The sequence below is a fragment of the Bartonella sp. AC10YNML genome (genome assembly GCF_042196825.1).
Classification (GTDB): domain Bacteria; phylum Pseudomonadota; class Alphaproteobacteria; order Rhizobiales; family Rhizobiaceae; genus Bartonella.
This window is the reverse complement of the sequence record NZ_JBHIRA010000004.1, coordinates 55,634-80,564: the sequence shown is the minus strand read 5'-3', so window position 1 is coordinate 80,564 and position 24,931 is coordinate 55,634. Positions and strand designations below refer to the sequence as shown.

Here is a 24,931-nt window from a genome sequence, read left to right as displayed (position 1 = left end):
AAATGCACGAAAATAATTCTATCGATTGGTCAAAAGTCATTCCACGAAAGATATCTGTTCGCGTTGATGGACACGCAACAAGCGTTTCTTTAGAACCACCATTTTTAGATATTCTAAAAGATATAGCCCGCAAAAAAGGACAATCTTTAGCCTTTATTATTACCGATATTGATAGCAAAAGACCACAACAAGTAAATCTTTCGGCCTCGTTACGCGTTTATGTCCTTCAAAGCGTTCTCACCCAACGCCTTTAATGTTTGTGCTTATTTTTTTACGTTCTCTTTCTGTCTGTTCAACTGAAACTGTTGTGACTTTTTAAGAGAAGTTTTTTTAATCTAGAACTTCAATGAAAAAAAGACTACAAAAGAGATACAATGAGTAATTTTTCTGATCACACCATACCTTTCTTTGAAGAAGATTCCCCTCCAGACCATGATAAGGAAAATTCTGGGTTTTCTTCCCCTGTCCTAAAAGAAAAAAAATCATATAATACAAACTATTTAGAACAGCTCAATCCAGAACAGCAACAAGCTGTTATGAATACTGAGGGGCCTCTTTTAGTTCTTGCAGGTGCTGGTACTGGAAAAACACGCGTTTTAACAACCCGTATTTCTCACATTCTGCGCTCTGGACTCGCCTCACCTCAACAAATACTTGCTGTCACTTTCACCAACAAAGCAGCCCGTGAAATGAAAACACGTATTGGTGAACTTATTGGAGAAGTTGTTGAAGGTATGCCTTGGCTTGGAACCTTTCATTCCACTGGAGCTAAAATTTTACGCCGTCACGCAGAGCTTGTTGATTTAAAAAGAAACTTTACAATTCTCGATAGCGATGATGTTCTTCGACTTTTAAAACAACTTATTCAAGCTGAAGGATTAGACGATAAGCGTTGGCCCGCACGAAACCTTGCCATGATAATTGATTCTTGGAAAAATCAAGGACTTTCACCAACACATATCTCAAAAAGTGATGCTCATTCCTTTGGTAACGGCATGGGACGTGAACTTTATCACAGTTATCAAAATCGATTAAAAGATCTTAATGCTTGTGATTTTGGTGACCTTCTACTTCATTCTATCTCTATCTTCCAACATAATCCAGATATTCTTCGCGAATATCATTCTCAATTTCGTTATATTCTTGTCGATGAATATCAGGATACAAATACAGCACAATATCTTTGGCTTCGCCTTTTGGCCCAACATCCTCAAGGTCAACATGTTAATCTTTGTTGTGTTGGCGATGATGATCAATCCATTTATGGATGGCGTGGTGCAAAAGTCGAAAACATATTACGTTTTGAAAAAGATTTTCCTTCTGCTAAAATTATTCGTCTAGAACGCAATTATCGCTCAACATCCCATATTCTTAAAACCGCCTCCCATCTCATTGCTCATAACGAAGAAAGACTGGGAAAAGTCCTTTTTTCTGCTCAAATAAAGAGTGAGGAAGAAAAGGTAAAAATTCATTCAGCATGGGATTCGGCAGAAGAAGCACGAGCAATCGGAGAAGAGATCGAACGCGCACAACAAACCGGTCATGCATTAAATCATATGGCTATATTGGTACGCGCATCATTTCAAATGCGTGAATTTGAAGATCGCTTTGTAACACTTGGCCTTAATTATCGCGTCATTGGTGGTCCTCGTTTTTATGAGCGAATGGAAATACGTGATGCCATGGCTTATTTACGCGTTGTTGTCCAACCTACTGATGATTTAGCTTTTGAGCGTGTTATTAATACACCAAAACGCGGCATAGGAGATGCAACCCTGCGCATTCTTTATGAGAGTGCACGTGCACGTGCTGTTCCTCTCTTTTCTGCTGCCGCAGACATCATTGAAACAGATGAATTAAAGCCTAAGGCACGCAGTGCGTTACGAATCCTTATTGAAAACTTCCGCCGCTGGCAAAATATGCTTCAAGACACTCCTCATAGAGAACTTGCCGAGATCATCCTTGATGATTCTGGTTATACAAACATGTGGTTAGAAGATCGCTCACCAGAGGCTCCTACAAGACTAGAAAATCTTAAAGAAATGATTCGTTCCATGGAACAATTTGAAAATCTTCAAAGTTTTTTGGAACATGTTGCACTCGTTATGGAAACGGAAAATAATGAAAATATGGATGCAGTCAACATCATGACCCTTCATTCAGCCAAAGGACTTGAATTTGAAACAGTTTTTCTTCCAGGTTGGGAAGAAGGACTCTTTCCCCACCAGCGCTCATTAGATGAAGGTGGACGTTCAGGATTAGAAGAAGAACGGCGTCTTGCTTACGTAGGTCTAACAAGAGCAAAAAAACATTTGCATATATGGTTTGTATCGAATCGAAGAATTCATGGACTTTGGCAACCTGCTCTCCCCTCCCGTTTTTTAGATGAATTACCAGCAGAACATATAGAAGTTGTAGAAATGGAAACATCCTATGGTGGTTATGGAAAATCTTCCTTTCAACATCACGATTCCTTTTATAATGACTATGCAACACCAAGACAAAAGCGTGCACAAAAAAACAAAAATATTGAAGGGAAAGTTATCTCTCAATCACTCTCTCATGCACCATCAGATTTTTCTGTCAATGATCGGATTTTTCACATAAAATTTGGTTATGGTCATATTACAGCAATAGACGATCATAAATTGACAATAATGTTCGAAAAAGCCGGAGAAAAGCGTGTACTAGATAATTTTGTAAACAAAGCTTAATTACAAGCAAACCACGATCAGTTTTTTCAAGAAACCACTTTATTTTATTCTGAATGTCATTTCCATTTGCGAACAAAGGCTTCAATGGGCAAATTTTGCATATCAGGCAATGCGTTGTGAATTTTATCAAGCGGCCAATCCCACCAAGCCATATCTAAAAGGCATTCTATCACATGATTGGGAAAACGCATTCGCAACCGTTTAGCAGGCACCCCAACGACAATCGTATAAGGCAAAACATCTTTCGTTATAACAGCGTTCGCGCCAATGATAGCGCCATGACCAATTGTCACCCCAGGCATAATAACCGCACCATGTCCAATCCACACATCATGCCCAATAATAACACGTTTTGCATAACGCCTTTCACGAAAACCACTATCTAATGCCATATAACGAAAATATTCGTTTGGACGATAGGTTATTTTATGCGTTGAAACGCGCTCCATAGGATGCTCCAACGCATTCATTCGTACATGAGATGCAATAGAACAAAAACGCCCAATATCGCTATAAATAGCCTCACTGTTACGTTCTAAATAAGAAAAATCTCCAATGGTTACATCACGCAAAACTACCCGCTCATTAATTTCCACATAGCGCCCTAATTTACAACCATGCAGCTGTGCTGTCGTATGGATACGAGGTTTACTTTCATGAAATCGAAGATCGTTTTCAATATTCATTCTTACCTTCCATCAATTGCTTCATCAATAAATATGGAAAGACATACCAACCAAACCAATAAAATCAACCATGAAACAAACATTGCAAAACAAACCTGCCGATGTTACAATTTCTTGATCTATCTAAGAGAGTCAAACTATGAAAAATGTACTCCGCATTTTAGGGCTAACAGTTATATTTCTTACGGGGATTTTTATTTATGATGCATTTATAAATAAGCCTTTAGGTGATAACTTTACGCTCACTGATTCAAATGGAAAAACGATTACCGAAGCGGATATTCGAAGCCAGCCTTCAATAATTTTTTTCGGCTTCACTATGTGTCCTGAAATCTGCCCTACCACACTGATGAATCTTGATCGATGGCTTACAGCACTTGGACCTGAAGCTGATAAGTTAGGAGTATGGTTTGTGACTGTTGACCCCGAACGTGATACACCAGAAGTACTCCATAATTATCTCAGCAATTTTAACAATAAAATCGTTGGTATCAGTGGAGATCCTGATAAAGTTCATAAAATGGTCAATTCTTTCAACATCGTTGCTGAAAAAGTCACTGAAACAGATGAAAGCTATACTTATAACCATACGGCAGCAATTTTTTTACTCAAAAAAGGTGGAAAATTAGCTGGCGTTATCCGTTATGACACGAAAGAAAGCGATAGCGAATTAAAAGATGAAATCGCCATTGAACGGCTAAAAAAACTCATATCAAACTAAAAAAGCCAATCAAAAGAAAGAACAGCATGTCGCAACAAATTCGCTTCTATTATACTGCTTTTAAAAGTGAAGCAGAGCAATTTTATACCCTTATAGAAAGAGCTTTTGATGAAGAAGGATATCCTCTTGCTCTTATAGAGATAGATGAACAAAATGCTATATATGAGCTTTCTCTATATGTTGATCAAGACAATCAAGAAGACGCATTGAAACGTTTTGCAAGCGTTCTTTCTATAGATTCTGATAAAATTAATATGGAAGTTTTACCCAATATTGATTGGGTACAAAAAAGTCTAGAAGGACTAAAACCTGTACATGCTGGTCCTTTTTTCCTTCATGGAAGTCACAACAGAAACGCCATTCCAGCTAATGTTCTCCCTATTGAAATTGAAGCAAATCAAGCCTTTGGAACAGGACATCATGGGACAACAGCTGGTTGTTTGGAAATGATTGCCAAAGTAATGAAACACGAAAATCCACAAAATGCCCTTGATCTTGGAACTGGTAGTGGAGTCTTAGCCATTGGCATAGCAATGCTCAAGCCCATTAGTATTCTCGCCTCCGATATTGATCCTATTGCTATTCAAGTTGCACAACATAATATCGAGCTTAATGGCGTAAAAGAGTATATTACAGCTGTTACAGCAACAAGTTTTACCCATGAACACATTACAACACGTGCGCCTTTTGATCTCATTGTTGCCAATATTCTTGCCAATCCTCTCATTGAACTTGCGCAAGAAATGGTAAAAGCCCTTAAAAAAGGGGGATCACTTATACTCTCTGGAATTCTTGAAGAGCAACACGCCTACGTTTTAGATACTTATATAAAACAAGGACTCAAGCATATCGAAACATACCACCGTCAAGGATGGGTAACGATACATCTGAAATAAAATAAAAGGACGTTGTTATGTATCAATCTTTTGAGGCAACAACAAATCCCACGCATGCTGCAAAACGCATTGCCTCCCTTCGTAAAGAACTTGATCGCCTTGGGCTCGATGGTTTTCTTGTTCCACGGTGCGATGAACATCAAGGAGAGTACGTCCCTCCTCATGCTCAACGCCTTAGCTGGTTAACCGGCTTTACTGGATCAGCTGGGATTGCACTGATTTTAAAAAACAAAGCCATCATATTTACAGATGGGCGATATAAGCTCCAAGTTCGCCAACAAACTGATCCTGATATTTTTAATTATGAAGATCTCATAACTTGTCCTCCCTCACAATGGCTTGAAAAAAATGGTCAAAAACTTTCTATTGGCTTTGATCCATGGCTCCACACGATTGCTGCCACCGATGCATTGAGAAACGCATTAGAAATGAAAGCAGGTGGAAAACTTGTAGAAGTTCAACATAATCCCATTGATCTGCTCTGGCATAATCAACCAAAATTACCACAATCTGCCTTATCAATTCATCCTCTCAAATATGCTGGGTGCAATACAGATGAAAAGTTGGCATTGATTTGCAGATATATACAAAAAGCAAATGCAGATGCCTTTATTTTTACAGACCCCTCTTCCATTGCATGGACATTCAATATACGGGGCAATGATGTTTCCAACACGCCTTTTTCCCTTTGTTTTGCTCTCATTCCACTTAACGAAACACCAGCTTTATTCATTGACCGCAAAAAACTTGGTGGAGAACAGAAACAATATCTAGAACGTTATGCAAAATTATATGAACCAGAACAGCTTATTCCCAAGATCAAAGAGTATATTCAAAAAGGGACAGTGTTTGCCTTAGATCCACAGCTAACATGCGAAAAATTACGAACTGTTATTGAAGAAAAAAATAGCTCTTTTATCACACTTACCGATCCTGCGGCTCTACCACGTGCCATTAAAAATGACACAGAACTCAATGGCACACGCAAAGCACACCTACGCGATGGTGTTGCCCTAACCCGTTTTTTTTCTTGGTTAGATAAACAAATACCAGGGTCAATAAGTGAAATTTCTGCTGCTCAAAAATTAGAAGAATTTCGCATAAATACAGCAAACGAAATGGGAGAAAAACTTAAAGATCTTTCTTTTGATACAATCTCAGCCGCAGGGGCAAATGGTGCCATTATTCATTATCGTGTAACAACGCAAACAAATAAACCACTCAATGCTGGTGAACTTTACCTCGTTGATTCAGGTGGACAATATCGTGATGGCACGACTGATGTCACACGCACAGTAGCAATTGGGAATATTGGAGAAGAAGAAAAACGCTGTTTTACGCTTGTCCTCAAAGGCATGATTGCTCTTTCAACTGCAAGATTTCCAAAAAGCACACGCGGACAAGACATTGATGCTCTTGCACGCATTGCATTGTGGAAAGCTGGTTTTGATTATGCCCATGGCACCGGTCATGGTGTTGGATCTTATCTTTCTGTCCATGAAGGACCGCAAAATATTTCTCGCAAAGGGTGCCAAGAACTCATCTCCGGTATGATTCTTTCAAACGAGCCAGGCTATTACCGCGAAGGCGCTTTTGGTATCCGTCTTGAAAATTTGATGATTGTGAAGCCAGCACAAAAAATTGATGGTGGAGATATAGAAATGCTCTCGTTCGAAACACTCACACATTGCCCCATCGATCGACGGTTAATCCTTCCAGAGCTTTTGACACAAGAAGAACGACAATGGCTCAATGATTACCATGCGCGGGTTTATCAGATGAATGCGCCTTACTTAAATGAAGAAGATAAAAAATGGGCAAAAGAAGCAACAATGCCCCTTTAAATGAAGCAACGTATAACTTTTACTCTTTCTACAAAACATTACACCCTTCTCTTTTAAAGAGAGAAGTGCGAATTTACCATCAGCAAACACAAAAAATGCTTCTATGAAATACTTCAAGTTTTTTTGCAGATACGACAAAAGCCTTCCAAAATTGAAACAGAACGGGATACACTCGCAAAAGATAATGCTTATCAATTATCCTCCACCATCTCCACATGAGTTATAGCCTTATTCTGCTATATAGAAATTTTCATTATATTTTGTAATCTTCCGCGTTACATTTCTAAAACGCCCATTATAACCAACTTATTACGCCGTTTAGATTCAAAAATTCTGCATATTTATTTACAATTTTTACCTTGCTTCACAGTAATAATTTATATCTTTTACTAATAATAACCTTGCATATTCTTCATCATAATAGTTTAAGTTTAATATTTAAGTTCAATGTTAATTATTTTAAATAACGTAATAAATATCAAAATATATGGCGCTCTGTTTTTGCAAAATAAACAGCCCCTATTATCCCCCTTTTTGATTTCATCCCCCCAAAAAATGTAAGAGCGATAATCATACAAATAGCATACGATCTTCTAGAAAACATCCTCTAAACATTATATTTCTCAATCAACTGTAGCCAAGCCTCTTCATCGATAACCTCAACACCTAATTCTTCAGCTTTAGCCAATTTGGAGCCCGCTCCAGGTCCTGCAACAAGAAGATCTGTTTTTTTAGAAAGTGAACCAGATGTTTTGGCCCCTAATCGCTCTGCCAATGCTTTTGCTTCATCACGTGACATATGTGCTAAAGTTCCCGTAAAAACAATGATCTTCTCCGCTATTGGTGAAGAAGCTATCATGATAGGTGCCTCATCAAGAGGTGTTACTTCTTCAAGCAAAACAGACAAAACTTCACGGTTATGCGCTTCTCTATAAAAATCAACAATTGCGCCCCCTACCTGTGGTCCAATTCCTTCAATATTGGTAAGTTCCATCCAAGCTTCATTGCCTTCTTTGTTTTCCTGCTCACATGGCATAAATGCTTCCATAGCCGCCGTTTCAAAAGCTGTATAATTTTGATATGCTCGTGCAAGGCGGCGTGCATTCACCTCTCCAACATGACGAATCCCCAATGCAAACAAAAAACGGCTTAAAGGAATTTCGCGGCGTGCATTAATGGCATCATACAGTTTCCGCACTGAAACAGTACCAAAACCTTCCATATTTTCTAAACGGATCAAAGACTTTTCTTGGCGCCGTTCTAAAGTAAAGATATCAACTGGTGTATGAATACAAAGCGCCTCATCTTGAGCATGGAAAAAAAATTCTACCTGCTTTTTACCCAAGCCTTCAATATCAAACGCATTGCGTGAAACAAAATGACGAATACGTTCAATCGCTTGTGCAGGACAAATAAGCCCACCGGTGCACCGACGCACCGCTTCTCCTTCTTCGCGAACAGCATGACTCCCACAAGCGGGACACAGATGAGGAAAAACAAAAGCAGAAGCATCTTTTGGACGTTTTGCAGCAACAACATCAACAATTTGAGGGATTACATCACCAGCGCGTTGTACAATCACGGTATCGCCTACACGGATATCACGGCCTTCACGAATGGGCTCTCCTTTATGGCCAATTCCCTTAATATAATCCTCATTATGCAAACTGGCATTGGTCACCACCACCCCACCAACAGTAATAGGTGTAAGGCGTGCAACAGGCGTCAAAGCTCCCGTACGACCGACCTGAATATCAATATCTTCCAAAAGCGCCATTGCTTTTTCTGCTGGAAATTTATGGGCTATTGCCCAACGCGGCGAACGAGAAACAAATCCCAAACGCTTTTGGAGCATCAAATCATTAACCTTATAAACAATGCCATCAATGTCATAGCTTAAAGAATGACGGCGTTCTTCTATATCACGATAATAGAAAATAATTTCTTCTACTCTCTTAAAGACTTTTATTAATGGATTGATAACAAAGCCATATTCTTTTAGCTTTTTCATCATCTCTATTTGACTTTCTGCAAATACTTCACTCACTTCACCACAAGCATAAGCAAAAAATTGAAGCTTTCTGCTGGCGGTTATCCGTGAATCAAGCTGACGGAGCGAACCAGCCGCTGCATTTCGAGGATTGGCGAAGGTTAACTTTCCCTTCTCTTGTTGGCTTATATTAAGAGCTTGGAAATCTTCCCGTCCCATATAAACTTCGCCGCGAACCTCGATTACCTCAGGAAAATCACCTTGCAAAACTTGTGGAATATCAGCAATTGTTCGAGCATTTGCCGTCACATTTTCACCGACAGTTCCATCCCCACGCGTTGCCGCACGCACAAGCCGCCCCTTTTCGTAGCGCAAAGACAAAGATAAACCATCAATTTTTGGCTCCGCTGTTATTTCCAACACTTGTGTTTCTGGAAGACGTAAAAAACGACGAATACGCTCAATAAATTCAGTAACATCTTCAGAGCTAAACGCATTATCAAGTGAAAGCATAGGCTGTGCATGAACAGACTTTTCAAACTTTTCAGAAATTGGTGCCCCAATTTTATGTGAAGGAGAATCAACACGAATAAGCTCTGGAAAAAGAGCTTCAATTTCTGCATTACGGCGGCGCAATGCATCGTATTCTGCATCAGAAATTTCAGGCTGATCATCACGATTATAAAGCACATCATGACGCGCAATTTCTTTTGCCAACCACTCTAATTCACTTTCTGCTTCAACAGCTGAGAGATTTTTAACTGCATCTTTGTTCATAAAATCTATTCCAAATTACGAGTTACTGCCATAAGGACTTCCACGCTTCCTCATAAAGTGAATCGCAAATAAAAATAAGCTTTCCAGTATTTTTATCACTGGCTAATTACCTTTATGCGAGAAGCTTTTGAGCCGCTGCACGCGCTTCTTCAGTAATCTGTTCTCCTGCCAACATACGAGCAATTTCTTCTGCACGTTCATGCTCTTCCATTTTATGAATAGCAGTAACAAAGCGTCCTTTATCATGACTCTCAATTTTCGAAATAAGAAAATGACCATGCGCTTTCGATGCAACCTGTGGTGCATGCGTAATAGCAAAAACCTGAACACGTTCTGATAAGCGTTGCAACCGTTGTCCAATAGCCGCTGCAACAGCCCCCCCAACACCTGTATCAATTTCATCAAAGATCAGCGTCGGTGCTGATCCTCGATCAGACAAAACAACTTTTAATGCCAACAAAAAACGAGACAATTCACCGCCAGAAGCCACACTAAGCATCGGTCCAGCTCGTGTTCCAGGATTTGTTCGCACCCAATATTCAATACGATCACATCCCTCAGCACTCCGCTTTTCCACATCACTTTGCATTTCAACAATAAACTCGGCCCTCTCTAACTTCAATGCCGGCAACTCAGCCATAACACTTTCAGATAAATGCTTTGCTGTCTCCCGACGCTTTATTGTTAAGGCTTGCGCCAATGTATCATAATTTTTCTTTGCCTGCTTTGCCTCATCTTCAAAACGTGTCAATATAGTCTGAGCCTCTTCAAAATCAGCGAGTTCTGCGTCCATTTTATCGCGTAACTGAATCAATTCATCCGCAGAAACTTGATATTTACGAGCAAAACCCCGAAGAGAAAAAAGACGCTCTTCTATCCGTTCCAATTCATCAGGTTCAAAATCTAATGCTCGTATTGCCGTCTCAATACCTTCTTGTGCTGTTGCAAGTGCATGCAATGCCTCATCAATAGATTTCACCACTGGTGCAATAAGTTCTTGCGCCTCAGGAATTTTCCGCTCCAAACGCCTCACCAAATTAGAAAGCACTGGGATTGGTGATTTTTGACCCGTTAAAAGATCATCCGCTTCTTTAATATCTGTTGCTATTTTTTCTAATTTAAGCATATCAGCACGACGAAGAGAAAGAGCTTCCTCTTCACCAACTTTAAAATCAAGCTTTTCAAGCTCTTCTACACACGCACGAAGATAATCAACCTCCCGTACAGCACTCTCTACTTTAAGACGCTGCCGTTGCAAACGCTCCTCAAATTCACGCCATGTGTGATAACACTGACGCAAATTTTCCACTTCATCTTCAAGACCACCAAAGGCATCTAATAATTGGCGATGTGTAGCAACATCAACAAGCGCACGATCATCATGTTGTCCATGGATTTCAACCAACAAACGGCCAACACTCCGCATCAATGCAACACTAGACACCTGATCATTGATAAAAACACGGCTACGTCCATCACTTGATTGCACACGTCGTAAAATAATATCACCCTCATCATCAAGACCATTCTCACGAATAAGTTGACGTGCAGGATGTGAAACAGACACATCAAAAACAGCTGTAACCTGCCCGCGGTCAACCCCATGACGCACAAGCGAAGCATCACCCCGCCCCCCTAGAGCAAGTGATAAAGCATCAAGGAGAATAGACTTCCCCGCACCCGTTTCTCCAGTTAAAACCGTCAACCCCGCTGTAAAATGAATATCGAGCGTTTCGATCAAAACAATATTATGAATCGAAAGCTGTACCAACATAGAGAATCAACGTACCCTCTTCTTATCACCACCTAAAGCATTTGAGATCCAAGAAGATTTATGCTCACGTGGCGATATTTTATTCTTCTGCAAGAGATTATAAGAAAATTTATACCACTCACTTTTGGGATAATTACGTCCTAAAATAGCTGCTGCCGTCTGTGCTTCTGCCGTTAAGCCGAGAGCTAAGTTAACTTCCGTTAAGCGGAAAAGTGCTTCTTCAATTTGATTTGTATCAGAATACTCTTCAACCACAGTACGAAACCGTCTACTTGCCGCAAGATAGCGCCGCCCCTCTTCATAATAGCGGCCAATCTGCATTTCTTTACCAGCTAGCTGTTCGCGACCAAAACGGATTTTATCCTTAGCATCCTTGACATACTCAGAATTAGGATAACGCTCTATAAGAAGCTGCATAGCAGCAATAGCACGTTTCGTGTCACGTTGATCACGCGTAACATCAGGAATCCGACGGAAAGAAGAAAGACCAATAATATAGTACGCATAAGCCGAGTCAGTCGACCCTGGATAAAGCGTAATATAGCGTTGAGCCATACTAATTGAATCATCATACTTTCCGAGTCGATAATTAGTAAAAGCACCCATCACAAGAGATTTGCGCCCCCAATCTGTATAAGCGTACTGTTTTTCAATCTTCAAAAACTTTTTCGATGCGTCCCCAAGCCGCCCACTTTCAAGGCTAGCAAGCGCTTGATTATAGAGAACATCTGGTGGCTCTATTTTCAAAACATAAGCAGATGGATCAAGGGTCTTTTTCTCTTTAAAGAGGCATCCCGCTAACATACAAGTGCTTCCCAAAAGCACCACCCCCAATATCTTGCGTACAATGTTAGATTTTCTATATGTCATATTTCCAATGCACACATGAGATTTTTTCATATTTTTTCCGGCCTCCACAGAATATCACCTTGTAGCAAAAACAATTTATCAAAGGTTTTATACCATATCACTATAAAATCCACATAACCAATTTAGCAGTTCAGGTCAATCATCCCCTTAAAAATCAAATAAATAATAAAAAATCTTGTCAATTTTTTTACTCTTTCTCTAAAAAGCTTTTTTCATAATATGATTCGTCTGCCAAAACAGCCTTCACCAATTGCGCATTAATTCTATGCCCACTACAATAAGAACGAAATAATCCAATAAAAGGTGCACCAAGCAAAGCAGTATCACCAATCGCATCAAGCATCTTGTGCCGAACACATTCATTCTCCCAATAAGGACCATCGGGATTTAAAATTTTATCATTAAGGTCGATAACAAGAGAATTTTCCAAAGAAGCACCTCTCGCCTTTCCAGAAAGCCTTAATTCTTCCACGTCTTTGATAAAACCAAAAGTGCGCGCACGTGACAAATCATCCCTAAACCCTCGTGTGGTAAGATCAAAACTGAAATGTTGCTTACCAATAGCAGAAGAAGGAAAAGAGATCGTTATATCAAAACGACGTCCATTAAATGGCAAAAGCTCTGCAACACCATGAGCTCCTTCAACCCGCAACGGCTTTTTTATAATGAAATAAGAACGCAAGGCATTTTGCTGTACAATACCAACATCTTCAAAAGCTTGGCAATATAGCCGCGCTGAACCATCCAAAATAGGAATCTCATTATGTGACACTTCAATAATAAGATTATCCAAATTATAAGCAGCAATTGCTGCCATCAAATGTTCAATTGTTTCAACCCTTACATCTCCATCTCCAAGTACTGTTGATAATTCAGTTTTTCCTGTTTGCGATGCATGGGCTTGAAATATTTTCTCTGTTCCGTCTAATCCACAACGCTTAAAAACAATACCGCACCCAACATCCGCTGGACAAACATTTACCACTGACAAACAGCCACTATGAACGCCAATCCCCTTAAATGTTACTGCTTTTTTAAGAGTAGACTGATATTTTGGTACTAAACTCATCATATCATTTTATTAAATTGCTTGTACATCTTTTAACAAAATTTATAAAACTATAAAAAATATTCATAGTAAATAATAAAAAAAACCGCTTATTGTAAGCGGTTTTTTTTAAACAAAGTATTTTATTCAAAAAACAGTAATATATTTTACTATATAATTTTTGACTGAGCATTAAAGAAATAATAAAATCTCTTACTTTACCTCATTTTTCATCAATTAATTTGCCTGACGACGTAAAAATGCTGGTATTTCCAACTGATCTTCTTCACTTATAAAAGTACGCTGATCTTGTGGTACCTGAGGATGCAGCTCACCAGAACGACGTGGAACATAAACAGAAGCATCTTGAGAAAGCGCCTGAGAGTTTTTATTGTAAACATGAGACTCTTTCTGCTGAGACGATCTAACAGCAGGCTCCAACCTCGCTTCTGGCTCAGCTTCTTCACGATGTGTCAAGCTCTGTTTCAAACGCTGCCAAAGATTACGAGGACCTTGATCAGTCACAAATGTTCTTTGGCTTTGTCCATGAGCAACAGGAGGAAAATCCTTTAACTCAGGCATACGCATTGGAGCGCGCGCTTGCATTTGTTTTGGTTGCACTGGCTTTTCTGTTTGCTTCACAACCCCTGTCATCTCATCAAGAACATGCGCTGTTGCCTCCATACTCACGGGAGCCGCCATCGCCTGTTGAGAACCGCGGCTTACTTGCATACGAGGCACATTTAATTTCTGTTCCTGAACAGCATTTGAGCCATACGCAACAGCACTCGTCGCACTTCGTGTCGTCATTGCTTCTACAGGATGTGCAAAAATTTGACTTTTGGGACGGAACTGTTCTCCGGTTGATTTACCCTTCTCTATTTCAAGTGATTCGATCACTTCTACCATTGACTCAGAACGCAGAGGCGATGATTGAACATGAAAAGAACTGTGTGACGTTCCAGGATCGCTCTTGCGTATTGAAGAAGCAGGCCTTTGAATCTGAGGATGAGAGGACTGAACCACATCACTAACTTCACGATCGATACCGGTCGCAACCACAGAAACACGAATAACACCTTCCAATGACTCATCATCAATAGCGCCAAAAATCACATTCGCATCAGCGTCCACTTCTTCACGAATACGATTAGCAGCTTCATCAACCTCAAAGAGAGTCATATCACGACCACCCGTAATAGAAATCAGTAAACCACGCGCCCCACGCATAGAAGTATCATCCAACAATGGGTTCGCAATAGCAGCTTCAGCAGCAGCCAAAGCACGCCCATCACCAGATGCCTCACCGGTTCCCATCATGGCTCGACCCATTTCGTGCATAACAGAACGAACATCAGCAAAATCAAGGTTAATCAAACCCTCTTTAATCATCAAATCCGTAATGGAAGCAACACCAGAATAAAGCACTTGGTCAGCCATAGCAAAAGCATCAGCAAATGTTGTCTTATCATTTGCAATACGGAAAAGATTTTGATTGGGAATAACAATCAATGTATCGACAGACTTTTGTAATTCTTCAATACCAGCCTCTGCCGTTTTCATACGACGTGCCCCTTCAAACTGAAAAGGCTTTGTCACAACACCAACAGTCAAAATACCTTTTTCACGCGCTGCGCGAGCAACAACGGGAGCAGCTCCTGTTCCAGTTCCTCCCCCCATACCAGCAGTAATGAAAACCATATGAGAGTCTGCAAGATGATCAATAATTTCATCAATACATTCCTCCGCCGCCGCTTGCCCAACTTCCGGTAAAGCACCAGCACCCAAACCTTCTGTCACAGCTGCCCCAAGTTGGATAACACGTTCAGCCTTTGACATAGCCAAAGCCTGTGCATCCGTATTTGCAACAACAAAGTCAACTCCCTGAAGACCAGCATTTATCATATTATTCACGGCATTCCCGCCACCACCTCCAACACCAAAAACGGTAATGCGTGGCTTCAATTCCGCGATATCTGGCCGATGCAGATTAATCGTCATTTTCTTTTCCTTCTCATAAGACACCGCAAGCCAAAGCGATGAAATTTATCCAACTAGACTTAACTAAAAACTCTCACGCAACCACTGACCAACACGCTGAAAATACCCACGCGTGCCCATCGATAAATGATTTCCTGCCGCCTGCATTGTTTTTTCTTCAAAACCCACCAATTGCGGATAAATTAACAACCCAACAGCAGATGTAAACGCCGCCCCTTTTGCAAGAGAAGGAAGCCTCGAAATACCTAAAGGCCGCCCGATACGAACATTTCTTCCTAATATAGTACGTGCCATTTCTGGCAATCCTGTTAACTGGCTTGCTCCCCCAGTCAAAATAACACGTTTACCAATGATGTGACCAAAACCAGAACGATTTAAACAATCACGGACCATTTCTAAAATTTCTTCAACACGCGCACGAATGATACGCCCAAGAACTGCGCGAGGATATTGAGTTTCACGCTGTTCACTCCCAATTTCTGCTACATTAATCATTTGCCGCTCATCAGCACTTGTTAAAAATGCTGAACCATAAACAACTTTTAAACGTTCCGCCTCTGTTAAAGACATAGAAAATCCGCGCGCAACATCAAGAGTGACATGATGCCCCCCAACAGCAAGAGCATCTGCATGAATAAATTTCCCCTCAAAAAACACTGAAAATGTTGTTGTTCCACCACCAAAATCAATACATGCAGCCCCTAAACGCGCCTCATCATTCATCAAAACAGCAAGACCACTTGCAAAGGGAGTGGCAACCATTGCTTCAACACTCAAATGTGCACGATTAATACAAGTTTCTAAATTACGCAAAGATGCTGTTTCCGCTGTTACCACATGCACATCGACACCAAATGTTTCCCCTGCCATGCCAATAGGATCAGAAATTCCTTTTTCCCCATCCAATACATAAGAAACTGGAACCGAATGCATAACATGACGTTCAGCATCAAAGGCTTTGCGCGAAACATCTGAAAAGGCCATACGCATATCACGCTTGGTGACTTCACGACCATTCAAATGGACCATTCCATTAATCAAAGCGCTTTGTAACCGACTTGAGGAAAAATTCACAATCACTGAATCCACCACCAAACCAGCCATTTTTTCTGCCGCATCAACAGCCAAGCGTATTGATTGCTCTGCTGCAAACATATCCATCACAACACCAGATTTAATACCGCGTGAACGCTGCACTCCAAAGCCCAGAATTTCCGTAGAATGTGTACGACCATGTAAATAGTGCGCATGCTTCAAAGGACGCAAACAAGCAATAAGACAAACAATCTTACTTGAACCGATATCAAGAACCGTTAAATAACGTGTTTTACGTCCCCCCAGATGATGTGATCTGAGCAATGTCATAGGCTTCCTGCCTTTCGCGCTTTTAAAATACGTTCTTCTTCTACTACAGTAGCATTATAACGCTCCAACGTTTCATCTGATAAAGAAACAGTAATCCGATCAGCAAGGCGTAAATCAACACTGAGAATATCGCGAGATAAAAGATCTTGCATTGTACCGGACGAAACAAGAGAAGAAAGCCTTTCAAGCGCACCACTTTCAGGCAACATAACGCGCATTCCGTTATCCAAAACAAGATCCCAACGCCGATCCCCTACCCGCACGAAAGCACGAACACGATTATATATTTCCGGATAAACTAACAGCGCTTGAATAAACACTTTAGCAGCATTTTGCGCCCCCTGCCCAACCACAAGCGGCAAATTCCAAACATTTTTCCCTTTAAAGGGCACAATGACACGACCTGTATAATCAACGATATCGACCAAGCCATCGTGTTGCCAAATGGCATAAGGTTCACGCTCCACGATGGAAATCCGCATTCTATTGGGATAAATTTTCTGAACATTAGCCGATTGCACCCAAGGCTGCTTTTCCAACAGAGAACGCGCTCTTTCAACATCAAAAGTGAATATAGAGGATGCAACATCAAGTTTTAAAATTTTCAAAATATCCTGCTTTGCTAAGCGGTTATTCCCTCTTATATCGACATCTACAACCACAAAACCAATATCTGATATTATCGTTTTTACGATCACACCCATCTGACCACTGGATGACAATCCATAAAAGGCCGTCACCAAGAAAAACCATACAACAGCAAAAGAGCCAAAATGGCGTGGAATATGAATATTGACAAAAACAAACTCAAACATAAACCGAAGAAAACGACGATAAAGACGTGGCAAAGCCGGCACTGAAAGCACCTCCATCGGAATATTCGTTTTATTAATACTCAACGCATGCATGATGCGTCCTCCACTATCCATTGAACAATATCGCCATAAGTACGACCGCTCGCTTTTGCAATATCAGGAAGAAGAGACGTCGAGGTCATACCGGGTTGCGTATTAATTTCAAGCCAAACCAATTCTCCTGTTTTCTCATCAAAACGAAAATCAGAACGGCTAACACCTCGACACCCTATCGCCTGATGGGCTGCTAAAGACATTCTTTGCACACTTTGGTAAATATTTAGTGAAAGTTGTGCAGGACAAATGTGAAGAGAACCACCCGTTTTATATTTTGAGTCATAATCGTAGAATGGAAAGTGTTTATCGGGAAGAATTTCACACACATCCAGCACTTCGTTCCCCAAAACAGCACAAGTCAATTCACGACCAGGAATATATTTTTCAATCATTACCTCATCCGCATATCCCCACTCAGCTCCCCCAATATTATGCGGCGGTGCAGCTTCATTTCCTTGAACAATGACAACACCAAAACTTGATCCTTCACACACAGGTTTAATTACATAAGGAGGCTCCATGGGATGTGTTCGACCCAAAGCAAAGCGGCTCATGATACGAGAAGGAGCAACACAAACCCCAACATTTGCAACGATAATTTTTGCACGTCCCTTATCCATTGCCAAAGCAGATGCCATCACGCCAGAATGAGTATAAGGAATTTTTAAATATTCAAGAATCCCTTGAATCCGGCCATCTTCACCAAATGGACCATGCAATGCATTGAAGGCAATATCAGGCTGCAACTGTTCAAGAACAGAAGCAATATGAGCGTCAACATCCACGCGGCTCACGCGATACCCCTGCATTTCAAGAACATCAGCACAAGCCGCCCCTGAAGATAAACTTACAGACCGTTCAGAAGAAAAACCTCCCATTAATACAGCTATATGTTTATCTTTCATAATAAATCACCCTCTTTCGCATACTATATGTAGTCTATATAGAATACATCAGCACCACATACAGGAAAAAACAAAGTTTATCCTTGCGAATCAATAACCTAGCATTTTGCATAATGAATCAGACTCAAAAGCTTGATGCAAGAGATTCTTTGTTAATTTATTGATTCTTAATAGAAATTTTTTATTATCTCTTTGAAATGACTCAATTTTTTATTTTCACTTTTTTAGTGAACAATAAATCAATGAAATGGATCAAAAGGAGGAACACTTCGACCACGCTCAAATTGACCAATACGCTCTATTTCCCATTGTAAAAGGTGGGCTGAATGTGCAAAAACACGTGCACGCACTGTTTCTCCCAATGCTTCAAGATCATATCCTGTTGCTTGCCCTGTATTGATCATAAAATTACAGTGCATTTCGCTCATCTGAGCACCACCAATCCGTAAACCACGACACCCTGCCTCATCAATCACGCGCCACGCAGATATATTCTCAGGATTTCTAAAAGTTGATCCACCGGTCTTTTCACGAATAGGTTGCACTGTTTCCCTATGGAGGGCAACTTCATCCATAGCAGCACGAATATCATCTTTATTACCGGTTTGTCCTTCTAATAAAGCAGCAGTAAAAATAAACCCTTCAGGAATATCACAATGGCGATAGGAATAATGCATATCTTTCAAACTCAAAATATGACGTTTTCCTTTACGATCCAGCGCATAAACCTCAACAACACGTGCTGCGGTTTCAACACCATTTGCACCCGCATTCATTTTGAGTGCCCCTCCAAGACCACCAGGAATACCGTGATAAAAATGAAAACCCGCGATTTCTGCCTTTAAAGCAGCGGTAGCTAAATGTTTATCGGCCGTACCTGCACCAACTAAAAAACGTTTTGGAGAAACTTGTTGCACTTGCCCAAAACCTTTTGGCGAAAGACGAATCACAACACCAGGAACACCCCCATCACGCACCAGCAGATTAGAACCTATTCCTACAATTGTTACAGGAATAAATTCAGGCAAATTTTGAAGGAAAAGAGCTAAATCTTCCTCATCAACAGGCTGATAAAAAAGTTCTGCTAACCCACCAGTGCGAAACCACGTCACCTTACGCATCTCAACGTTAGGTGTAAGCTTGCCTCTTATACCCCCCAACAGTGGTTGCAATTGCGCCAATAACGCCTCACCATCAATGTGCTGAAAATTTATCATGACCATCAAATACCAACAACTGATGAGGCAATGCACACGCCCATTGTGTGATATTGCCAGCACCAAGAAAAACCACATAATCCTCTGCCTGAGCAAATGTTGAGACAAGAGACACAACATCTTCCAGACCATGTATTAAGCGCACATCACGATGACCAGCCATTTTAATATGCTCTACCAATTCTTGAGAACCAAATCCTACAATAGGTTCTTCACCAGCCGCATAAACGGGCGTAATCAACACTGTATCTGCATCATTAAAACAAGCAGCAAAATCATCAAATAAATGATACAAACGCGAATACCGATGGGGTTGTGCAATCGCAATAACACGCCCTTTTGCACTCTCACGTGCAGCACGCAAAACTGCCTTTATTTCAACAGGATGATGTCCATAATCATCAAATATTTCAATGCCACGCCAACTTCCTATTCGCGTAAAACGCCGTTTTACTCCGCCAAATTCTGCTAAGCCCCTTTTTATAGCTTCATTTGAAATGCCAAGTTCATGCGCAATAGCAATCGCCGCCGTTGCATTGGCAACATTATGCTGCCCTGCCATGGGCAAAAGCAAATTTTTTAACTCAATCTTTCTTCCTGTTTTGCGTGAGCGAACAAGAACATCAAAATGCGTTTTTTGACCATCCATCGAAAGATTAAGAAAACGAACATCCGCTTGTGGATTTTTACCATAAGTGATCACCCAACGATCATCAATACGGCCCGCCAATGACTGAACCTCTGGATGATCAAGACACAAAACAGCAAAACCATAAAAAGGAACATTTTCTACGAATTGCCGAAAAGCCTCACGCACAGCATCAAAACTTCCATAATGATCCAAATGCTCAGCGTCAATATTAGTAATAACAGCAATATCAGCAGGCAGCTTTAAAAATGTACCATCACTTTCATCAGCTTCAACAATCATCCAATCGCCATCTCCTGTACGAGAATTCGTACCATAAGCATTAATAATACCGCCATTAATCACCACTGGATCAAAATGACCAGCATCAAGAAGGGCTGCGACCATTGATGTGGTTGTTGTTTTACCATGTGTACCACCCACTGCAATTGCACGCCGAAACCGCATCAGCTCCGCCAGCATTTCTGCACGTCTGACAAGCGGCAAATGTCTTTCCTTTGCAGCAATATACTCAGGATTTGTTTTTTTAACGGCAGTAGAAAAAACAACAACCTCTGCATTCCCTAAGTTTTCAGCACAATGACCTATATGAACGTTAATTCCTTTTTTCCGTAAACGTTCAACATTTGCACTTTCAACTTGATCTGACCCTTGAACTTTATAGCCAAGATTATAAAAAACCTCCGCAATTCCACTCATACCGATCCCCCCGATTCCGATAAAATGGATAACGCCTATATCAAGTGGCATTTTCATTAAAAAGCTCCTCTTTTATATCTGACAACAATCGCCCTGCAATTAAGGATTCAGCCATATCAGCAAGGCAACGGGTTGCATGAGGTTGCCCAACTTTTTTTGCAGCAAGCGCTTGTTTTTCTAATAAATGGGGCGCACAACAAGCGTGCATTAAAAGAGAAGAAAGCTTTTGTGCATTTAAATCTTTTTCTGATACAATTTGCGCACCACCTACACGAGCAAGCAGAGCTGCATTGGCAGCCTGATCATGATCTAAAGCATGGGGATAGGGAACAAGCAAAGCAGGTCTACCAATCACCGCTATCTCACAAACGGATGAAGCCCCAGCGCGCGACAAAATAAAATGAGCATGTGCCATACGTTCAGCCATATCATCAAAGAAAGGAGCAACCTCTGCTTGTACGCCCATATCACGATAGATTTTGATCAACCCTCCTGCTTCACCGCGAACTTGCTGTACAATTCGCAAGCGTTTACGGTTCTTATCATCGAGTAACGCAATGGCTTCTGGAACAATATGTGAAAAAGCAGAAGCCCCTTGGCTACCACCAAAAATCAAAAAATTAAATGGCGTTTCCCCCTCTGAAGAATGATAAGGAATTTCGGCCGCCTTCAGCACAGCCTCACGGACAGGATTCCCCGTTAAAAGCATTTTATGGGCATAAGCGCCATTTGGCGACAACAAACCACCAGCGATTGCACGCACAAAAATTGCCAACATCCGATTGGCACGCCCCATAACAGCATTTTGTTCATGAATAAATGTCACACGCTTTGTTAAAGCCGCAATAAAAAGAGGAGGAAAGCTCGGATATCCCCCAAATCCTCCAACAAGAACAGGACGTAATTTATAAAACAACGCCAACGATTGCCCCATTCCCCTTAGTAAAGACCAAAACGTCTTTATCAGAGCAAAAGGATGGCGGCGTATAAATGTTGCCGATGAAACGATATGTGTATGCTCTTCATCAAAGCACCGAACAAAAGGGCGTGCTCTTTCATCTGTTATTAAATGAACATCATATCCACGCTCCCTTAATTCAACACCAAGGGACTCAGCAGGAAAAAGATGTCCACCTGTACCACCAGCCACCAAAACAATAACTTTTTTATCATTCATAAGGCGTATCCAAGACAGAAGAGGAAGAAAAAGCTGAAAGGCGTGCTTCTGGCCAACGACGTGTTAAACTGAGCAAAATGCCCATTGAAAACGCAATCGCCACCATCGAAGAACCACCATAAGAAATAAAAGGCAATGTCATGCCTTTTGGAGGAATTAAGTGAAGATTAACGGCCATATTAATAGCTGATTGAAAGCCAATCATCATTGCTATGCCAGTAATACCAAGACGTATAAAGCAATCACGTGTATTCATTGCTATATACAATGAACGCATAACGATAAAACCAAAAAGCATCATAATTAATAAACAAAGAATAATACCATATTCTTCAGCAGCAACGGAAAATACAAAATCTGTATGGCTATCAGGAATAATACGTTTTACTGTTCCCTCCCCAGGACCTTGCCCAAACCAACCACCATTCAAAATAGCCTCACGTCCAACATCTACTTGAAAGGTATCTCCTTCACCTGTCAAAAAACCATTGATACGCTCACGCACATGATACAGAAAAAGATAAGCTAAAACAATTCCTCCAGCACCTAAAATGAGAAAGAGAAAAATAACGGCTAGAGGCACACCAGCAATAAAAAACAAACCACCCCATGTTGCACTTATTAAAAGTGTTTGTCCAATATCAGGCTGCAAAACCAGAAGCACACAACAAATGCCATAAAGTACAATCGCTAACGTATAACCTAGAATTCCCCTCCTGCGTATCTGTTCCGAAAAAAGCCAAGCGGACATAACCACAAAAGCTGGCTTCATAAACTCTGAAGCCTGTACAGAAAAACCAAAGAGCACAATCCACCGCCGTGCTCCCTTTAATTCTGGACCCCAAAATAAGGTTGCAACCATAAGAGCAAGCGTTACAATAAGCAAAAGAGCACATAAACGACGAATATTAGGAATTGAAAAAAAAGAAATGGTCACCATCGTAAAAAATGCTGAAATGCTGAAAATGATATGCCACCGAACAAAATAAAAACTATCAGCAATTCCGATTTTTTTTGCAATCGTGGGGCTGGCAGCAAAAGACAACATAATGCCAATCCCCATTAAAATTAAACAAGCTGCAAAGACAGAGCGGTCAATCGTCCACCACCAATTAGCAATTGGGTCTCTATCTGCACGCGTAACCATGATATCCGCCTTATCCGTTTTATAAATTGTTTCAAAGTGATATGGTTCCCCGCCTGTTTAACAAACACTTTAAAAACTAAATTACACAAAAAAAGATTCTGGAGTCTTAACGCAAAAATATTTTTTTATAACTGATGCTTTTTATTGTAACTGCATCACAAAAGAGACAAATGCTTCGCCCCGTTCTTCATAATTTTTAAATTGGTCATAACTTGCACAAGCAGGTGACAAAAGAACCGTCACCTCTTTTGCCTTACAACCTATTGCGTCAACAGCTGCTTCACGCACCGCATTTTTCAAAGTTAAGCTCATAGAAAAGGGAAAAGCAGATCCAATAATGCGAGCAAATTCTTCCGCCGCACTCCCAATCAAATAGGCTTTACGAATTTTAGGAAAAAATTCTCTAAGAGACTCTATTCCTCCCTTTTTCGCCTGTCCCCCAACAATCCAAAAAATATCATTAAAGGTGGAAAGAGCAGGAGCTGTTGCATCTGCATTAGTCGCCTTGCTATCATTGATAAACAAAACCGCCCCCATTTTACGCACCTGCTGCATACGATGATCCAACCCTTTATAACTTGCTAAATGCTTTTTTATAGAGGGATCTGTTATTTTTAAAGCCTGCAATGTTGCCAATGCCATAAGAGCATTTTGCGCATTATGACTCCCACGTAACACCGCCATAGGAGCAAGATCTGCAAGCATATGACGCTGTCCTTGACGAACAGAAAAAAGCTTGGTTCCATCTGCATAAAAACCATTTTCAACAAAATGATTCTTGGAAATTGCCTCAATTTGCTTCCCATCATGAAGTAACTGTTGATATAAAACCTGACAAGCTGCATCATCAACTGAAATAAAAGCCTGAGAAGCCTGAGCAATCAGATGCCTTTTGGTTTGCACATAACAGGCAAAACTTCCATGTCGATCAATATGATCAGATGTCAAATTCAATAAAAGTCCAATGGTTGGCTGAAGAGAGGGAGTAAGATCAATTTGAAATGATGAACATTCAATCACATAAATACGTTTTTTAACAAATGGCTTAAGCGTCAATATTGCCTTTCCAATATTTCCCCCCATCTGCACATCATAGCCCATTTTTTCCAATAAATGCGTAAGCAAAGCCGTTGTTGTCGACTTTCCATTCGTCCCCGTAATCGCAATAAACGGAACATCTTGGTCACAAAAACCATAATGCTGTAAAAAATCATGGCGTGCACGAACAAACAATTCAATATCACCAATAATTTCTATATTTTTTTTTCGTGCCTTTTCAACAACCCAATGCGGTTGAGGATAATTTAAAGGAACTCCAGGAGCGAGAACCAATGCAACAAATTCTGACCAGTCCTCATCGTGGAGATCTCTTGTTGGAATATTTTGCCGACAAGCCATCTGCACGCTTGAAGGACTATCATCCCACGCCACCACTTCTGCACCACCACACATTAATGCTTGTGCCGTTGCTAGTCCAGACTGCCCCAATCCAAACAGAGCAACTTTTTGACCTTTATAACACGTAACAGAAATCACATTC

19 protein-coding genes are annotated in these 24,931 nt (G+C 40.7%); 5 read left to right on the top strand and 14 right to left on the bottom strand.

Translation table 11 applies throughout. The annotated features are described in order from the left end of the window. Window positions 1–2: 2 nt before the first annotated feature. Window positions 3–254, top strand: coding sequence for a ribbon-helix-helix domain-containing protein (locus ACFINA_RS03555; RefSeq protein ID WP_375615083.1), 252 nt, complete (start codon window positions 3–5; stop codon window positions 252–254). A 120-nt stretch (window positions 255–374) separates the two neighbouring features. Further along, on the top strand, window positions 375–2,714 hold the full coding sequence (locus tag ACFINA_RS03550) for an ATP-dependent helicase (protein WP_375615082.1): 2,340 nt from the start codon (window positions 375–377) through the stop codon (window positions 2,712–2,714). 56 nt (window positions 2,715–2,770) lie between these two features. On the opposite strand, the gene ACFINA_RS03545 is transcribed toward ACFINA_RS03550, so the two are convergent. Beyond that, complete coding sequence (locus ACFINA_RS03545) at window positions 2,771–3,400, bottom strand: DapH/DapD/GlmU-related protein (protein WP_375615080.1); 630 nt, start codon at window positions 3,398–3,400, stop codon at window positions 2,771–2,773. A gap of 139 nt (window positions 3,401–3,539) precedes the next feature. Here ACFINA_RS03545 and ACFINA_RS03540 point away from each other — a divergent pair, with 139 nt between their 5' ends. Genes ACFINA_RS03540 through ACFINA_RS03530 form a run of 3 tightly spaced genes read left to right on the top strand, consistent with a single transcriptional unit; the run spans window position 3,540 to window position 6,861 of the window. Next, window positions 3,540–4,121 (top strand): SCO family protein, encoded by a 582-nt coding sequence (locus ACFINA_RS03540; protein WP_375615079.1) that lies wholly within the window; start codon window positions 3,540–3,542, stop codon window positions 4,119–4,121. A gap of 26 nt (window positions 4,122–4,147) precedes the next feature. Beyond that, window positions 4,148–5,017: a 50S ribosomal protein L11 methyltransferase gene (locus ACFINA_RS03535; protein ID WP_375606978.1), complete on the top strand. Its 870-nt coding sequence runs from the start codon at window positions 4,148–4,150 to the stop codon at window positions 5,015–5,017. Between the two features lie 17 nt (window positions 5,018–5,034). Continuing rightward, a complete protein-coding gene (locus ACFINA_RS03530) occupies window positions 5,035–6,861 on the top strand; it encodes an aminopeptidase P family protein (RefSeq protein WP_375615078.1) in 1,827 nt (608 codons plus the stop codon). Window positions 6,862–7,468: 607 nt separating this feature from the next. On the opposite strand, the gene ligA is transcribed toward ACFINA_RS03530, so the two are convergent. From ligA to murD, 13 genes are all read right to left on the bottom strand, one after another. Continuing rightward, window positions 7,469–9,628 (bottom strand): NAD-dependent DNA ligase LigA, encoded by a 2,160-nt coding sequence (gene ligA, locus ACFINA_RS03525; protein ID WP_375615077.1) that lies wholly within the window; start codon window positions 9,626–9,628, stop codon window positions 7,469–7,471. A 112-nt stretch (window positions 9,629–9,740) separates the two neighbouring features. Further along, window positions 9,741–11,402, bottom strand: a complete 1,662-nt coding sequence (gene recN / locus ACFINA_RS03520) for a DNA repair protein RecN (RefSeq protein WP_375609269.1) — start codon at window positions 11,400–11,402, stop codon at window positions 9,741–9,743. A 6-nt stretch (window positions 11,403–11,408) separates the two neighbouring features. Next, complete coding sequence (locus ACFINA_RS03515; protein WP_273790773.1) at window positions 11,409–12,302, bottom strand: outer membrane protein assembly factor BamD; 894 nt, start codon at window positions 12,300–12,302, stop codon at window positions 11,409–11,411. A 157-nt stretch (window positions 12,303–12,459) separates the two neighbouring features. Next, window positions 12,460–13,344 carry a UDP-3-O-acyl-N-acetylglucosamine deacetylase gene (lpxC, locus tag ACFINA_RS03510; protein WP_375615076.1) on the bottom strand — a complete coding sequence of 295 codons (885 nt, stop codon included), beginning with the start codon at window positions 13,342–13,344 and terminating at the stop codon, window positions 12,460–12,462. Between the two features lie 213 nt (window positions 13,345–13,557). Continuing rightward, window positions 13,558–15,321: a cell division protein FtsZ gene (gene ftsZ, locus ACFINA_RS03505; protein WP_375606973.1), complete on the bottom strand. Its 1,764-nt coding sequence runs from the start codon at window positions 15,319–15,321 to the stop codon at window positions 13,558–13,560. 63 nt (window positions 15,322–15,384) lie between these two features. Continuing rightward, window positions 15,385–16,686, bottom strand: a complete 1,302-nt coding sequence (gene ftsA, locus ACFINA_RS03500; RefSeq protein WP_375615075.1) for a cell division protein FtsA — start codon at window positions 16,684–16,686, stop codon at window positions 15,385–15,387. After that, on the bottom strand, window positions 16,683–17,594 hold the full coding sequence (locus tag ACFINA_RS03495; RefSeq protein ID WP_375615074.1) for a cell division protein FtsQ/DivIB: 912 nt from the start codon (window positions 17,592–17,594) through the stop codon (window positions 16,683–16,685). The genes ftsA and ACFINA_RS03495 overlap by 4 nt, the downstream gene beginning before the upstream one ends. Continuing rightward, window positions 17,582–18,502, bottom strand: a complete 921-nt coding sequence (locus tag ACFINA_RS03490; RefSeq protein WP_375608234.1) for a D-alanine--D-alanine ligase — start codon at window positions 18,500–18,502, stop codon at window positions 17,582–17,584. The genes ACFINA_RS03495 and ACFINA_RS03490 overlap by 13 nt, the downstream gene beginning before the upstream one ends. Window positions 18,503–18,741: 239 nt before the next feature. Beyond that, window positions 18,742–19,719 (bottom strand): UDP-N-acetylmuramate dehydrogenase, encoded by a 978-nt coding sequence (murB, locus tag ACFINA_RS03485; protein WP_375606970.1) that lies wholly within the window; start codon window positions 19,717–19,719, stop codon window positions 18,742–18,744. Further along, complete coding sequence (gene murC / locus ACFINA_RS03480) at window positions 19,697–21,124, bottom strand: UDP-N-acetylmuramate--L-alanine ligase (RefSeq protein WP_375615073.1); 1,428 nt, start codon at window positions 21,122–21,124, stop codon at window positions 19,697–19,699. The genes murB and murC overlap by 23 nt, the downstream gene beginning before the upstream one ends. Further along, window positions 21,108–22,244, bottom strand: coding sequence for a UDP-N-acetylglucosamine--N-acetylmuramyl-(pentapeptide) pyrophosphoryl-undecaprenol N-acetylglucosamine transferase (locus ACFINA_RS03475; RefSeq protein WP_375608233.1), 1,137 nt, complete (start codon window positions 22,242–22,244; stop codon window positions 21,108–21,110). Before ACFINA_RS03475 ends, murC begins: the two co-directional genes overlap by 17 nt. Next, on the bottom strand, window positions 22,237–23,391 hold the full coding sequence (locus ACFINA_RS03470) for an FtsW/RodA/SpoVE family cell cycle protein (RefSeq protein WP_375606967.1): 1,155 nt from the start codon (window positions 23,389–23,391) through the stop codon (window positions 22,237–22,239). Before ACFINA_RS03470 ends, ACFINA_RS03475 begins: the two co-directional genes overlap by 8 nt. A 141-nt stretch (window positions 23,392–23,532) precedes the next feature. Next, window positions 23,533–24,927, bottom strand: a complete 1,395-nt coding sequence (gene murD / locus ACFINA_RS03465) for a UDP-N-acetylmuramoyl-L-alanine--D-glutamate ligase (protein ID WP_375608232.1) — start codon at window positions 24,925–24,927, stop codon at window positions 23,533–23,535. Between the last annotated feature and the right edge of the window lie 4 nt (window positions 24,928–24,931).